This is a genomic window from Psychromicrobium silvestre, from assembly GCF_013408295.1.
In the GTDB taxonomy this organism is placed as follows: Bacteria; Actinomycetota; Actinomycetes; order Actinomycetales; family Micrococcaceae; genus Renibacterium; species Renibacterium silvestre.
This window is the reverse complement of sequence record NZ_JACBYQ010000001.1, coordinates 698,518-712,833: the sequence shown is the minus strand read 5'-3', so window position 1 is coordinate 712,833 and position 14,316 is coordinate 698,518. Positions and strand designations below refer to the sequence as shown.

Here is a 14,316-nt window from a genome sequence, read left to right as displayed (position 1 = left end):
CATGACTTCTTACGGGCTGCCCTGGATCACCGTTATTTTTGCTGTTTTGGCTGGCCTGATTCACGGCTATTTTTGGCTTTTGGAGTCGGTGCGCTGGCGTCAGCCGGCGGCTTGGAAGCGCTTCGGCGTGAAGGACCAGGAAGAGGCAGAGGTGCTTGCACCGATGGCTTTCAACCAGGGCTACTACAACTTGGCCATTGGGCTGGGTAGCATCGTCGGTGCCATTCTGCTCTGCACCGGGGGTGCCGGGACCGTGCTTTTCGGCGCCGGGCTGGTAGCCATGGCCTGCTTCACCATGGTGGTTGCCGCCGTCGTACTGCTGATCAGCAAACCCGGCTTCGTTCTCCCCGTACTGATTCAGGGCGTTGCCCCCTTGATCGCATTATTCGGTTTTCTCGGCTTGCACACCTCCTAAACCGCACTTTCGGCACGTATACGTGCGTAAAACTTTGTCTTAATTCGACAAATACTTGTTCAGCCGCCCATGGCTTCCTAGAGTGGGAAACGTCATACTTGTCAGCGACCCCCGCTCCGGGGGTGTGGGTGCCCCCGTGTGGGCCTGACATTTGCACAGTTCATTAGTTGGTGCTGCCTCGCTGGCGCGCCGTTATACAAAGGACCGCAAATGTCTCCTCCCAGTATTCTGTCCGAGCCTAGGGAACGGGTTTCCGGGCAGCATAGTGCTCCGGTAGCGCTTTCCTATGAATTGTTCCCACCGCGTTCCCCCGCCGCCGTCGATGGCCTCTGGGCCACCATTCGTGAGCTGGAGAGCACCAATCCGGACTATGTCTCGGTGACCTATGGGGCTAATGGCTCCAATCGGGATACCGCGGTGGAATTGCTGCACCGCTTGCTAAGCCAGACCACGCTGCGACCGCTGGCCCACCTCACTTGCATCGGCAATACCGCCGATGAGCTGGCCGGAATCATCGCCGATTTACTCGACGCCGGAGTGCGAGGCATTCTGGCTTTACGCGGGGACCATCCGAGCGACGGCAGCGAGGAGCACCCACCCGGAGCGCTCAACTTCGCCCAGGACCTGGTGGAGCTGATTCGCCGGGTAGAACAGCGGCGTTCCGCGATGCTCGCGGCAGGCAAGGTAGCGATCGGTGTGGCCGCCTATCCAACCCGGCATCCCGAATCGCCCAGCGAGCAACACGATATTGAGGTGTTGCTTGCTAAGCAGCGCTCCGGTGCGGACTTCGCCATTACCCAGGTGTTCTTCCACCCGGAGCAATACGCGGATCTGCTGCTACGCGCCCGCAGAGCCGGGGTGAGTATCCCGATCATTCCCGGGGTGATGCCCTTCACCAGCCTGAAGCGCCTGCAACGGTTGGCCCAGCTCACCGGCGTGCAGCCCGCGCCGGAACTGTTGGCCCAGCTAGAAGCGGCGCGCGACGACGGCGAACGCCGTCGGGTGGGGGTGCGCGCCACCGTACAACTCGCCAAAGCAGCCTTGGACGCCGGGGCTCCCGGCATTCATCTCTATACCTTCAACCAACATCAAGCGGCGCTCGATGTACTGGACCGTCTGGACCTATTCCGCCCGGTTCCGCCCGCTGCCCGCCTGAGCCAACGCCCCACCGACCACCTTGTAGAGGACCCGAAATGACTGAAACCATCAACTTTCCCGCAGCCTCGATCCTGGGTTACCCCCGGATCGGTCGCCGTCGAGAGCTCAAGAAAGCCGTAGAAGCCTACTGGGCCGGCAAAATCGATGCGGCTACGCTGGATGCGGCCGCTAAACAGGTGCAATTGGCGGGCTTTGAACGGCTCACCGGGCTGGGCCTGACCGAGCCGGCAGCCGTTCCCGGAACTTTCTCCTATTACGATCAAGTGCTTGATGCGGCCACCCATCTCGGCGCCATTCCGGCCCGGTTTGGCCAGTTGCTCGATGCCGAGGGGCAGCTCAGCATCGACGGATACTTCACCTTGGCCCGCGGAAATGCCGAGCAACAGCCGCTAGAGATGACCAAATGGTTCGATTCGAACTACCACTACCTGGTTCCGGAGATCGGCCCGGAGACCAATTTCTCGGTCACCTCTCAACGGATTGTCGAAGAGTTCAAATTCGCGCTGGCGAACGGCGTGCAAACCCGACCCTATTTGGTGGGTCCGGTGACCTTCCTGCTGCTGAGCAAGGCTAGCGACGGGGCTCCGGAGGGCTTCTCTCCCTTGTCTAAGTTGGCTGAGCTATTGCCTGTCTATGCCGAATTGCTGCAGAATCTTGCGGCTGCCGGCGCGGGCTGGGTGCAGCTTGACGAGCCTGCTTTGGTGGTGGATGGTGAGTTCTCCACCGATGAGCTGCGGACGGCGCTGGAGACCGCTTACACCACATTGGGGGCGACCCCGGAGCGGCCGCAGATCCTCCTCAGCACCCCCTATGGCTCACTCGGCGAGCTGCTGAACAATGTTGCGGCGGCACCGGTGGAAGCGATTCAGCTGGACCTTTTCAAGGGTGAGCTACCCGCCGAGCCAGCCGCGCTGGCTTCGGCTCTGCAAGGCAAGACTCTGGTGGCTGGTGTGGTGGATGGACATAACATCTGGCGCAATGACCTGGCCGCCGCCGCCGCGAAATTGGATGTGCTTAAGGCTGCGGGTATCCAGTTAGCTGTTTCAACCTCGACGTCAACCTTCCACGTCCCGCACGATGCCAGCGAGGAAGTGCAGCTGGACGCGCAATTGCGCAGTTGGTTGGCTTTCGCCGATCAGAAGGCTGCGGAAGTGGTGACGCTGGCCAGCTACCTGGCAGATCCGGCGTCAGCGGAATCGGCTATTGCCGAGGCCACCGGCGTCATCGCTTCCCGGGCTCAGGCTGCCGGAGTTCGCCGGGAAGAGGTTCGTTCCCGCACCGCAGCGCTGGGCGCCGCCGATTTCCAGCGTGAGGCCTATGCTGCCCGAGCCGAAGCACAGCAGCAGGAACTCCAATTGCCGGTGCTGCCGACCACCACGATCGGCTCCTTCCCGCAGACCGGCGAAATCCGTTCCGCCCGGGCTCGAGCCAATAAGGGTGAGCTCAGCTCGGATCAGTACCGGGAACTCATGCAGGACGAGATCCGTCGGGTGGTGGACTTGCAGGAAGGGCTGGGCTTTGACGTGCTGGTACATGGCGAACCCGAGCGCAACGATATGGTGCAGTATTTCGCCGAGAACCTTGAGGGTTTCGACGTCACGGTGCACGGTTGGGTACAGTCCTATGGCAGCCGCTGTACCAGGCCTTCAATCCTCTGGGGTGATGTCACTCGGGATGCTCCGATCACGGTTGAATGGGCGGCCTTTGCTCAGTCACTGACCGAGAAGCCGATGAAGGGCATGCTGACCGGCCCGGTCACCATCCTGGCCTGGTCTTTTGTGCGGGATGATCAGCCCTTGCGGGAAACCGCGAACCAGGTGGCTCTTGCCCTAAGGGATGAGATCTCCGATCTGGAACGAGCCGGAATCAAGATCATTCAGGTCGATGAGCCGGCCCTGCGGGAATTGCTTCCACTGCGCAAAGCGGCCCAAGCCGATTACCTGGATTGGTCGGTGCAGGCTTTCCGGCTCGCCACCTCCGGTGCAGCCACCGGAACCCAGGTGCACACCCATCTGTGCTACTCCGAATTCGGCGTGGTGATTGATGCCATCGATGCTTTGGATGCGGACGTGACCTCCATTGAGGCCGCGCGCTCCAAGATGGAGGTGGTCAATGACCTGGAGAACCATGGCTTCGGTCGAGGTGTTGGTCCCGGCGTCTACGACATCCACTCGCCGCGAGTACCCGGGGAAGCCGAGGTCACCGAGTTGCTGCGCACCGCCGTCGAGCATGTGCCAGCGCGTCAGCTCTGGGTCAATCCGGATTGTGGCTTGAAGACTCGCGGCTATGCCGAGACCGAGGAGTCATTGCGCAATCTGGTGGCAGCTACTCGCGAGGTACGCGCCCAGTTGGTCTAAGCACCAATCGTTTTAACCGCCGAGTGTGGAGATCTACACGTTAAACCTTGCGAATAACGTGCAGATCTCCACACTCGGCGGTGCTTTTAGTCGGTTTTTCAGTCCCTCGCGATGGCCTCGGCGAAAGCTGTGCCTAATAACTCCACGAATAGTCCCAGCGTGGCTGCGTTCTTTCGGGCCGGGCTTTGCGCCGCGGCTGTGTTCTTGGCAGCGGGACTTTCTTGCGGCATCAGCGCAAAAACCGTCCTGGCCAACCTGATCTCCGGCACATCCACCACGACGAAGCGCTGCTTACTGTGCCGGAGCACCAGTTCCGGAACCAGGGAAGCGCCCAAGCCCGCCGCACTCAGGGCCAGGCTCGCATTGAAATCGTCGCTATAGGCCACCACTTGGGGGTGCAGGTTGCAGGAGGCGAAGAGCCTCTCGATCACGGTGGCATCCGGAGTGCCGGGATGGTGCATTATCCAGGGCATCTCGGTGAGTTGCGAGGCTGACATCTGAGAGCCCTCCCGGATGCCCCAGGAAGCCGGCAGCACCACCCGGAATACATCGTCTGCCACCCATTTGCGATTCAGGGTGTGTGGCCAAGCCAAACCGCTCTGCCCCACTTGGTACACCAGGGCGATGTCCAGTTCGCCGCCACCGCGCAGGCCCTGGATGGTCTGCGCAGGTTCGCCCACCCGCAAGCTCAGGCCCAGACGCATGTCTTTCCACGCCGTCGTCTGCAGGACCCGGGGGAGCACATAGGTGGCGAGCGAGGGGAAGATGCCTAGCCGAAGTTCCTCCGCGGCGGTACCGGGAGTCTGACTGGCCGCGGCCAGCAACGCTTCGAGATCGGTGAGTACTTTGGCTGCATGCCGGGACATCACTGCGGCTGCCGCGGTGGGATGCGCTGCCCGGGCTGAGCGTTCAAAGAGTACGACGCCGGTCTCCCGCTCCAAGGCTGCCATCTGCTGCGAGACTGCCGAGGCGGTGTAACCCAGTTGGGCCGCGGCCGCGGCGAAGCTTCCACGCCTGGTAACTTCCAACAGAGTCCGCAGGTGCACGGGGTTGACCATGGTGCTCCTTTGTTGTGTTCCGATACTCCCAAGACACTCTAGTCACGACACGCCAGGGCGGTCGTGACACGCCCGAAATTTTAAGTGGGTAAGTACTCCACAGCTTGTGGACATCGGGTCTTAAAAGCACGGATTCTCGCGGATTTTTTTGAGCTGGCCTGTGGACTATCGGTGCATAAAATGACATACTTGTAATACATCATGTTGGGGTCCAAGCAATCGGACTGCACTATATGTAGTATCGACTTACGGATCTGGATCGGAGAGCCAAGTGGCTTGAGGGACAGCAAAGTGATACCTGAAGAAGTCAAAAGTGGTCGGCTTGCCGGCCGCGTGAAGGGGACGAAAAACCATGACCGTCACGGTTTACACCAAGCCAGCATGCGTGCAGTGCAACGCAACGTATCGGGCACTGGATAAGAAGGGCATTACTTACCAGAGTGTCGATCTCTCCCAGGATCCTGATGCGCTGGAGCGCGTGCGTGCTCTCGGCTACCTGCAGGCTCCCGTGGTAGTCACCGAGCAGGATCACTGGTCGGGTTTCCGTCCGGACAAAATCGAAGAGCTGGCTCAGGCCGGCGGACTGAGCGCCAGCTCGGTCGCTTAGTGTGCGACGGCGTCGCTGAGGTCGGTTTCCGGCGGCGCCAGCCGTTACAAAACGGTGGTCAGTATGAATTCAAGCAGTAGCAACATCATCTATTTCTCCTCGGTCTCCGGCAATACCCACCGCTTCGTTAACAAGCTCAACCTCTCAGCGGCCAGGTTGCCGGTATTGACCAAAGAAGAAACCCTTCTGGCACTTCAGCCCTATGTTCTGGTTCTTCCCACCTATGGTGGGGATTCCGGGCACGGGGCAGTGCCTAAGCAAGTGATCAAGTTCCTCAACGTCGAGCAAAACCGATCACTGATCCGGGGCGTAGTAGCCGCCGGAAATACGAATTTCGGGGAGACCTATTGTCTTGCCGGCGATATCGTCGCCAGCAAGTGCCAGGTACCCCTTCTTTATCGATTCGAACTCATGGGCACAGCGGAAGATGTGGACCGGGTTCACCAGGGATTGGAACAGTTTTGGACACGACAGTTGCAGATGCAGTGATTCAGCTTCCTGAGGAGGCGGCAGTGGACAGCGCGCCAGCCAAGAGCAAGGCCGAGGTGCCCACCGCTTATAAGGGTCTGGGCTATCACGAGCTCAACGCAATGCTCAACCTCTACGATGCGGATGGCAAAATCCAATTCGATGCGGATCGTGAAGCCGCGCATCAATACTTCCTGCAACACGTGAACAACAACACGGTGTTCTTCCACGACCTGGAAGAGAAGCTCGATTACTTGGTGAAGAACCAGTACTACGAGCGGGAAACCCTCGATCAGTACACGATGAATTTCATCCGGGACCTGTACAAGCGCGCCTACCAGAAGAAGTTCCGCTTTGAGACCTTCCTGGGTGCCTTCAAGTTCTACACCTCCTATACGCTGAAGACTTTTGACGGCAAGCGCTTCCTGGAGCGTTACGAGGACCGGGTGTGCATGGTTGCCTTGCACCTGGCCCGCGGCAACGAAGATCTGGCTAGCAAATTGGTCGATGAGATCATCGATGGCCGTTTCCAGCCCGCCACCCCGACCTTCCTGAACGCCGGAAAAGCCCAGCGTGGCGAATTGGTCTCCTGCTTCTTGCTGCGTATCGAAGACAATATGGAGTCGATCGGCCGTTCCATCAACTCCGCGCTGCAACTGTCCAAGCGCGGCGGCGGCGTGGCTTTCGCGCTGACCAATATTCGCGAGGTTGGCGCGCCAATCAAGCAGATCGAGAACCAGTCCTCCGGTGTTATCCCGGTGATGAAGCTTCTTGAAGACTCCTTCTCCTACGCTAACCAGCTCGGCGCGCGTCAGGGTGCTGGAGCGGTGTACTTGCACGCTCACCACCCTGATATCAACCGCTTCTTGGATACCAAGCGGGAGAACGCGGACGAGAAGATCCGCATTAAGACCCTCTCGCTCGGCGTTGTGGTGCCGGATATCACCTTCGAACTGGCCAAGCGCGATGAGGATATGTACCTGTTCTCGCCGTACGACGTCGAGAAGGTCTACGGCATGCCGTTCTCCGATATCTCGGTAACCGAGAAGTATTACGAGATGGTTGACGATTCCCGGATCAAGAAGACCAAGATCAAGGCCCGTGAGTTCTTCCAGACCCTCGCCGAGATCCAGTTCGAATCCGGTTACCCCTACATCATGTTCGAGGACACGGTGAACCGGGCTAACCCGATCGAGGGCAAGATCATCATGAGCAACCTCTGCTCCGAAATCCTGCAGGTTTCCAAGCCCACGGTCTACAACGATGACCTCTCCTATGCCGAGACCGGTAAGGACATCTCCTGCAACCTGGGTTCATTGAATATCGCTCGGACGATGGATTCGCCGGACTTCGGTAACACCATTGAAACCTCGATCCGGGCGCTCTCGGCGGTCTCCGATATGTCGGATATCAAGTCGGTGCCGTCCATCGCCAAGGGCAACGCGGCTTCGCACGCCATCGGCCTGGGGCAGATGAACTTGCACGGCTACCTGGCCAGGGAGCGCGTGCACTACGGCTCCGAAGAGGGCTTGGACTTCACCAATATCTACTTCTACACCGTGGTCTACCACGCCCTGCGGGCTTCTAATTTGCTGTCCATCGAGACCGGCGAGCAGTTCGGCGGCTTCGAGAACTCTAAGTACGCCTCCGGTGAGTTCTTCGATAAGTACACCGACCAAGAGTGGGTTCCGCAGACCGAGCGGGTTCGGGAACTCTTCGCCAAGGTGCACATTCCCACCCAGGAAGATTGGCGCGAACTCAAGGCCTCCATCATGGAGCACGGCATCTACAACCAGAATCTGCAGGCTGTGCCGCCCACCGGTTCGATCAGCTACATCAATAACTCGACCTCATCGATCCACCCGGTGGCCTCGAAGATCGAGATCCGCAAGGAAGGCAAGATCGGCCGCGTTTACTACCCGGCTCCTTACCTGACCAACGACAACCTGGAGTACTACCAGGATGCCTACGAAATCGGCTACGAGAAGATCATCGACACCTATGCTGCGGCAACTCAGCACGTTGATCAGGGCCTGTCCCTGACCCTGTTCTTCAAGGACACCGCTACCACCCGCGATATTAACAAGGCTCAGATCTACGCCTGGCGTAAGGGCATCAAGACGGTTTACTACATCCGGCTCCGGCAGTTGGCTCTGGAGGGAACCGAAGTAGAGGGCTGCGTTAGCTGCATGCTCTAAACCCAAGCAGGCACTTACCAGAGGGTACGACGGCGGCGCGAACCGCCGTCGTAGCTCACCTTTAGAATTTGAACGAGAGTAGGAAGCTCACAGTGATTGAAAAGCTGAAACTGGTCGATCACGTCCAGGCGATCAACTGGAACCGGATTCCGGATGAAAAAGATGTTGAGGTCTGGAACCGGCTGGTCAATAACTTCTGGCTGCCGGAGAAGGTTCCGCTGTCTAACGATGTGCAGTCTTGGGCCACCCTGACCCCGGACGAGCAGCAGCTCACCATGCGGGTATTTACCGGTCTGACGCTACTGGACACCATTCAGGGCACGGTGGGTGCGGTCAGCTTGATCCCGGACGCGATCACCCCGCACGAAGAGGCGGTGTATACCAATATCGCCTTTATGGAGTCGGTGCACGCCAAGAGCTACTCCTCGATTTTCTCCACGCTGTGCTCCACCAAGGAGATCGACGAAGCCTTCCGCTGGTCGGTAGAGAACGAAAATCTGCAGAAAAAAGCGCAGATCGTGATGGATTACTACCAGGGTGATGACCCGCTCAAGCGCAAGGTTGCCTCCACCCTGCTGGAGTCCTTCCTGTTCTACTCCGGCTTCTACCTGCCGATGTACTGGTCCTCCCGGGCCAAGCTGACCAACACAGCAGATCTGATCCGTTTGATCATTCGTGATGAGGCCGTACACGGCTACTACATCGGCTACAAGTTCCAGAAGGGCCTGGAAAAGGTCTCCGAGGAGAAGCGCGAGGAGATCAAGGCTTATACCTTCGATCTACTCTACGAACTGTACGAGAACGAGGTGCAGTACACCCACGATCTCTACGATTCCGTCGGCCTGGCCGAGGACGTCAAGAAGTTCCTGCACTACAACGCCAATAAGGCGCTGATGAACCTGGGCTACGAAGCGATGTTCCCGGCCACCGTGACCGATGTGAACCCGGCGATTCTGTCCGCTCTTTCACCGAACGCGGACGAGAACCACGACTTCTTCTCCGGCTCGGGCTCTTCCTACGTGATCGGCAAGGCCGTGAACACCGAAGACGAGGACTGGGACTTCTAAAGTTCTTTCGGAGCGCTGGGTCTCCCGAATAATTCGGGAGACCCAGCGCTTTGCGGTTTAACTCCAACTTAGGCAAACCTAAGCGCATATGAAAAGATGGAGCTTCAAGCCAGCGAAGGGAGCAGATAGCAACGGATGGACTTCTTCACCTCCTTACCCTTCGGCCTGGCATTCCTGTCCTTGTTCTGCATTGTGATGGCGCGTGCCAACGCGACCTATTGGCTTGCGCGGGGCGCAGCGGCCGGAGGCCGGAAAACCAAACTCCGGAAATACCTGGATTCCGCACCAATGGCCCGCGCCGAGGCGATCATCGCCCGCTGGGGTGCTCCCGCCGTCGCACTCTGCTTTTTGACCATTGGATTGCAGACCGCAATCAACTTGGCTGCCGGGGTGGGCAGAATGCCGTATCCCAGTCGGTATCTACCGGCGGTGATCACTGGCTCGGTGATATGGGCGCTGCTCTACGCGACCGTGGGGCTAGCGGTTATTGACGCGGCGATTGCCGCCATCGGAGGCGAGCCCACCGCCTTGCTGATCCTGCTGGGGGCAATGGCAGTGATCGTGGTTGGTGTGTTGATAGCGCGCAAGGCATCGACAGCCAGACGGTAAGATCGATCAAGTGCAGACCGAGGAAAACTCCTACTACGTCAGACTAGGCGAAGGCCAGTACCGATCGACGATCCACGCGCAGGGCGCCTGGAACCCGCACGAGCAGCATATGGCGCCGGTTTCGGGGATCTTGACCCGCGAGCTGGAGGCCTTTCAGCCCCGTGAAGATTTGCGGATGGCCCGGATCAGCTTCGATATTTTGGGGCTCATCCCGGCTGGCGAGTTCAGCGTCGAATGCAAGGTACTTCGCCCCGGCAAGACCATCGAACTGGTCCAGGCGGAACTGATTGCGGGCGGCCGGGCTGCCGTTCGAGCCACCGCCTGGCGGCTGCAGCGTTCAGATACTTCTGCGGTAGCCGCTCTGGCGGATACCCCGATGCCTGCCCTCGCGCAGACCAGCGGGGAACAGGACATGACGGTCTGGCCCGGCGGCTATATCCGTTCCCTGCAATTGCGTGCCGTGGCTGGTTTAGTACCGGGCCGCGGGCAGGCATGGCTGCATACCGAACACGAGATGGTCGACGGCGAAGCTACAGCTGATCTGGTCAGGCTAGTTGGTCTGGTGGATACCGCCAATGGGGTTGCCCCACGCGTTGATCCCAGCACGGGTGAGTACCTCTACCCAAATACCGATCTATCGATTCATCTTTACCGCCAGCCGGCGGGCAAATGGCTGGGACTGGACACCTCGGTGACCTTCGGTGATGACGGAATAGGTCTAACATCCTCGATACTCAACGATGAGCTTGGTCCTTTCGGGCGGGCCGAGCAGATCCTCACCATTCGAGCGATTCGGGCCTAAGCTTGCCTTTTGGCAGTGGCATTCTGGAAAGGTGTGAGGGGCGCTGATTGAACTAATCCGGCCGGAAGCTTCAGCTGGTGCTGAAGCTGATTTGCAAGGTGGTTTGGAGCTACTCAACCAGGTTCGTACCGGAGAACGCGGAGCCACTTTGCGACTCTACCGGCCCGAACCGACGATGGCTTTCGGCCAGCGTGACGCCAATCTGCCGGGCTTCGAAGCGGCCTCTCGGCTCGCTGCAAGCCATGGCTTTGCGCCTTTGGTGCGAAAAGCTGGAGGCCGGGCAATGGCCTATCATCGTGGCTGTCTGGTGGTGGATCAAGTGCAGCCGGAGAGCGATGCCATGCTCGGCTCGCGGAGCAGATTCGCTACCTTTGGTGAACTTTTCGCGGGTGTCTTGCGCTCAGTGGGTGTAGCCGCTGCGGTAGGGGAGATTCCGGGGGAGTATTGCCCGGGTGAGTTTAGTGTTCACGGTTCCTTCCCGGCGTCGAATCCCAAAACCCAGATCAAACTAGTGGGCACCGCTCAGCGCGTGGTTGCGGGTGCCTGGCTATTCAGCTCCGCGATCGTGGTGCAGAATTCAGCACCACTGCGGGAGGCGCTCATCGACACCTATCGCGAACTCGGTCTAGAGTGGGACCCACAGACAGCCGGGGCAGCAGAAGACCTCCAGCCCGGGCTGACCGTCGAAACGGTCGAAGCGGCGGTGCTGGAGGCCTACGGGCTGTGAAATTATTCGGCTAGAGCAGCCGTTAGACCGCGATCCGCTCTTTGACCTGAGCCAGCGAGGGATTGGTGGCCGAAGAGCCATCCGGGAAGATCACAGTGGGTACCGTTTGGTTACCGTCGTTGAGTTTTTCGACCAACTCGGCGGTGCCTGGCACCTCTTCGATATTCACTTCCGTGTAGCCAATGCCCTGGGCATCAAGCTGCGACTTCAGCCGACGACAATAGCCGCACCATGAGGTGGAGAACATGGTGATCTTGCCGGTCTCCGGGGTGTAATCCTCAGACATTTCGCTCCTTTATCAAAACTTCCATCAAATAGAACCGGCCGAGGCCCGTTACTATTCCTGGTTTAGTCTTCCTCTTCGGCGTCCCAGCGCTGGAAATCCAAGGAGAGATAAAGGGCCAGAGCGGCTGAGTTGCTGTCCTTGACGCGGACCGCCACCTCTTTATACCCGGCATTGAAGAGCTTGTCCGTGGAGATCAGTACTAGGCGTTCGGCAAGTCCCTGGCGGCGATGGTCCCGGTCGGTGAACAACTCAATCAGGAACGGTGCCTCTGGTGTTCCTTCGTGACTCGACCGCTCAACTACCAGAATCCCGGCAATAATCTTGCCCTCCTGGTCCACTGCGAGCTGAGAAGCGTCGGTGAGGAGGGTGCCGTACTTGCCGCCAAAACTTGCCTCGATATTGGCCGTAGCCGCTTCCAGCGTCTGTTCCGCCAGCCCCTTGTCATAAGCGCTGAAGTACAGCTTCCCCAAGGCTTCCACGTCCTGGGTTGATGGCGAACGGGTGGTGATGCCTAACTCAAATTGCAGGGGAGTGGTCCGCGCAATAAGGATGACTTTGCTGCTCATGGATCGCTCCTTTTCTAGGGATGACGTCTCTATACAGCCGAGGGCTCGGTGGCGATACAGAGACGTCATCGAACTCTACTGCCATGCTAGACGGATTTAGCGCCGCGGTGCTACGCCATGACTTGAAACTAGCTGGGAAAACCCTGGGGGATGGTCTGGACAATCCTGTGATTCGAATATATATTCGAATCATTCAGAAGAGAAGCGTTCGATGGCGGGGAGGGACCCAGTGGGTACATTCAGTGAGGCGGTAGACATCCAGAGCGGTCCCGGCTGTCGTCCGGTCGAATTGCGTTGGCGCGGGGAGCGTTACCAGGTAGTTTCCGGACGCCGTAGGCCTTTTGTACTTTCTGGATACCTCGGAGCGGAGGGGCGGCTGAATACTACCGAATATGAACTGTGGGAACTGGAGGTTACCCACCCGGAGCGCTCCCGTCGAACCATGAAAGTGACCCATCGGGTGGGTGGCAGTCGATGGCGATTGCTTTGTCTGGCGGACGATAGGCAACAACGCTCGGCGGTTGGATTAGCCCGCTAGGAAGCTGCCCGGCGGGCGAAGTTCGGGGCATGCTCGGGCCGTGGGCCAAAACCAATGAGTCTGGGAGGCAGTTTCTTCACGATGGGAAGATATTTGGCTGCCAGTAGCATGACTTTGGGGAAGCCTCGGGAGTTTCCGTGGATAACAGGTTCGAAAACGGCTCGATGCAGAAGCCTTTGTACTCCTTGGATGACAATCATCGGGAACTGACGACGGCGCTGCACTGCCGCGAGATCTCGCAGGGTCACTTCTCGGCACCGGAGTGGCTCCGCGAGTATTCTGCCAGCCGCAACAGCATCCTGGATGGCTAGGTTGATTCCTACTCCACCGGCAGGTGACATGGCATGTGCGGCATCACCTAGAGCTATAAATCCCGACTTATACCAGTGCGGCAGCCGATTGAGTTTGACGTCGAGGAAGTGCACATCGTGCATGCTTTTGATCTCGTCCAAGCGGTCAATCAGGTCTGGTAGAAACTCGGCTACACGGTTTCGAAAACTCTCGACTCCTGCTGCGCGCAGGCTGGGATCGATACCTTTGGCTCCGAAGTAGGCGATCTGAAAGTAGTCCGGCCGGGTTAATGACAGGCCAAGGCCAGTTTTCCCTAACCGTGGGATCAGTGTACTTACCGCACTTTGTTCTTCGGGACGGCGTGGCAGTCTGAACCACCAGGTGTCGAAAGGTACCGAGAATTCCCTGGGGACTAGCCCCGCTGCATTGCGGAGAACAGAGTGTCGTCCGTCGCAGGCTACCGTCAGAGTGGCCTGGATCTGCCCCTCGGTACCGTCTGCAGCTCGGTAGCTGATCCCGCAAGCCGAGGCTTGTTCGATGAGCACCCCGGTCGCGGCGGTATTCATCATTAAGGTAAAGGTGCTTTCCTTAGCCGCTTCATCCGCTAGTAAGTTCAATAAATCCCACTGTGGCACCATGGCGACATAGTTGTAAGGAGCCTTGAGTGAGTCGAAGTCGCCAAAGGTGAGGGTGTTTCCGCGTCCATCAGGAAGTTGCACATTTCCCAATTTGCTCTGTGGGAGAGCCCTGAATTGCGGGCCAAGACCTAGTTCATCCAGCACCCGGAGAGTGGCCGGATGAACCGTGTCTCCGCGGAAGTCTCGGAGGAAATCGCCGTGTTTTTCCAGAACAGTGACCTTGAGACCGGCGCGAGCCAGGATGAGGCCCAGCATCATGCCGGCTGGTCCGCCGCCCGCTATGACGCAATCTTGCTCAATCATTCGAAACACCTCGAATTCATCGATTGATGAATTAATTACACGCCTCAATACAGGGTTTGTCTAGGGTTGCTCTGCTGTTGCTCTGCTACAGAGGCCGTCCCAACTTGTGCCTTCTATAACCAGGTCCCACCGAGTCGATGTACCCGAAGGGGCCTGGCATCTGACCCCAATGAGTACCTCGAGTCAGCGGGGTGGGGCGGGACGGGGTGAAGCGGAGTGGGAGGATGA

The 14,316-nt window shown here is 58.8% G+C and carries 14 protein-coding genes; 10 read left to right on the top strand and 4 right to left on the bottom strand.

Annotated features, from left to right (window positions below):
• Position 1 precedes the first annotated feature (1 nt).
• The 3 genes from FHU41_RS03400 (at position 2) to metE (ending at position 3,930) form a co-directional block, all read left to right on the top strand.
• Positions 2-415 (top strand): DUF1304 domain-containing protein, encoded by a 414-nt coding sequence (locus FHU41_RS03400; RefSeq protein WP_179388224.1) that lies wholly within the window; start codon positions 2-4, stop codon positions 413-415.
• Positions 416-625: 210 nt separating this feature from the next.
• Positions 626-1,612, top strand: a complete 987-nt coding sequence (locus FHU41_RS03395; protein WP_179388223.1) for a methylenetetrahydrofolate reductase — start codon at positions 626-628, stop codon at positions 1,610-1,612.
• Entirely contained in the window at positions 1,609-3,930 is a 2,322-nt protein-coding gene (gene metE, locus FHU41_RS03390; protein WP_179388222.1) for a 5-methyltetrahydropteroyltriglutamate--homocysteine S-methyltransferase, read from the top strand. Before FHU41_RS03395 ends, metE begins: the two co-directional genes overlap by 4 nt.
• 98 nt (positions 3,931-4,028) lie before the next feature.
• Here metE and FHU41_RS03385 read toward each other — a convergent pair whose 3' ends face one another.
• Entirely contained in the window at positions 4,029-4,988 is a 960-nt protein-coding gene (locus FHU41_RS03385; protein ID WP_179388221.1) for a LysR family transcriptional regulator, read from the bottom strand.
• A gap of 352 nt (positions 4,989-5,340) precedes the next feature.
• On the opposite strand from FHU41_RS03385, the gene nrdH reads away from it, so the two are divergent.
• The 7 genes from nrdH to FHU41_RS03350 all read left to right on the top strand — a co-directional run bounded on the left by nrdH (position 5,341) and on the right by FHU41_RS03350 (position 11,466).
• Positions 5,341-5,595, top strand: a complete 255-nt coding sequence (gene nrdH, locus FHU41_RS03380; protein ID WP_179388220.1) for a glutaredoxin-like protein NrdH — start codon at positions 5,341-5,343, stop codon at positions 5,593-5,595.
• A 63-nt stretch (positions 5,596-5,658) separates the two neighbouring features.
• Positions 5,659-6,084: a class Ib ribonucleoside-diphosphate reductase assembly flavoprotein NrdI gene (gene nrdI, locus FHU41_RS03375; RefSeq protein ID WP_179388219.1), complete on the top strand. Its 426-nt coding sequence runs from the start codon at positions 5,659-5,661 to the stop codon at positions 6,082-6,084.
• Positions 6,085-6,140: 56 nt separating this feature from the next.
• Entirely contained in the window at positions 6,141-8,261 is a 2,121-nt protein-coding gene (gene nrdE / locus FHU41_RS03370; RefSeq protein ID WP_179389103.1) for a class 1b ribonucleoside-diphosphate reductase subunit alpha, read from the top strand.
• 92 nt (positions 8,262-8,353) lie between these two features.
• Positions 8,354-9,328: a class 1b ribonucleoside-diphosphate reductase subunit beta gene (nrdF, locus tag FHU41_RS03365; protein WP_179388218.1), complete on the top strand. Its 975-nt coding sequence runs from the start codon at positions 8,354-8,356 to the stop codon at positions 9,326-9,328.
• Positions 9,329-9,463: 135 nt separating this feature from the next.
• Positions 9,464-9,937 (top strand): DedA family protein, encoded by a 474-nt coding sequence (locus FHU41_RS03360; protein ID WP_179388217.1) that lies wholly within the window; start codon positions 9,464-9,466, stop codon positions 9,935-9,937.
• A gap of 10 nt (positions 9,938-9,947) precedes the next feature.
• Positions 9,948-10,739 carry a thioesterase family protein gene (locus FHU41_RS03355; protein WP_343046235.1) on the top strand — a complete coding sequence of 264 codons (792 nt, stop codon included), beginning with the start codon at positions 9,948-9,950 and terminating at the stop codon, positions 10,737-10,739.
• Positions 10,740-10,842: 103 nt separating this feature from the next.
• Entirely contained in the window at positions 10,843-11,466 is a 624-nt protein-coding gene (locus tag FHU41_RS03350) for a lipoate--protein ligase family protein (RefSeq protein WP_246279419.1), read from the top strand.
• 22 nt (positions 11,467-11,488) lie between these two features.
• Here FHU41_RS03350 and FHU41_RS03345 read toward each other — a convergent pair whose 3' ends face one another.
• The 3 genes from FHU41_RS03345 to FHU41_RS03335 form a co-directional block, all read right to left on the bottom strand.
• Positions 11,489-11,752, bottom strand: coding sequence for a mycoredoxin (locus FHU41_RS03345; RefSeq protein WP_179388216.1), 264 nt, complete (start codon positions 11,750-11,752; stop codon positions 11,489-11,491).
• 62 nt (positions 11,753-11,814) lie between these two features.
• The gene (locus tag FHU41_RS03340; RefSeq protein WP_179388215.1) at positions 11,815-12,318 is read right to left on the bottom strand and encodes a GNAT family N-acetyltransferase; all 504 of its coding nucleotides are present in this window, start codon (positions 12,316-12,318) and stop codon (positions 11,815-11,817) included.
• 534 nt (positions 12,319-12,852) lie between these two features.
• Positions 12,853-14,088 carry an FAD-dependent oxidoreductase gene (locus tag FHU41_RS03335; protein ID WP_179388214.1) on the bottom strand — a complete coding sequence of 412 codons (1,236 nt, stop codon included), beginning with the start codon at positions 14,086-14,088 and terminating at the stop codon, positions 12,853-12,855.
• Positions 14,089-14,316 lie beyond the last annotated feature (228 nt).

Coding starts and splice junctions, on each gene's coding strand:
- FHU41_RS03400 (WP_179388224.1), top strand. CDS start 2: ATGACTTCTTACGGGCTGCCCTGGATCACCGTTATTTTTGCTGTTTTG.
- FHU41_RS03395 (WP_179388223.1), top strand. CDS start 626: ATGTCTCCTCCCAGTATTCTGTCCGAGCCTAGGGAACGGGTTTCCGGG.
- metE (WP_179388222.1), top strand. CDS start 1,609: ATGACTGAAACCATCAACTTTCCCGCAGCCTCGATCCTGGGTTACCCC.
- FHU41_RS03385 (WP_179388221.1), bottom strand. CDS start 4,988: ATGGTCAACCCCGTGCACCTGCGGACTCTGTTGGAAGTTACCAGGCGT.
- nrdH (WP_179388220.1), top strand. CDS start 5,341: ATGACCGTCACGGTTTACACCAAGCCAGCATGCGTGCAGTGCAACGCA.
- nrdI (WP_179388219.1), top strand. CDS start 5,659: ATGAATTCAAGCAGTAGCAACATCATCTATTTCTCCTCGGTCTCCGGC.
- FHU41_RS03360 (WP_179388217.1), top strand. CDS start 9,464: ATGGACTTCTTCACCTCCTTACCCTTCGGCCTGGCATTCCTGTCCTTG.
- FHU41_RS03345 (WP_179388216.1), bottom strand. CDS start 11,752: ATGTCTGAGGATTACACCCCGGAGACCGGCAAGATCACCATGTTCTCC.
- FHU41_RS03340 (WP_179388215.1), bottom strand. CDS start 12,318: ATGAGCAGCAAAGTCATCCTTATTGCGCGGACCACTCCCCTGCAATTT.
- FHU41_RS03335 (WP_179388214.1), bottom strand. CDS start 14,088: ATGATTGAGCAAGATTGCGTCATAGCGGGCGGCGGACCAGCCGGCATG.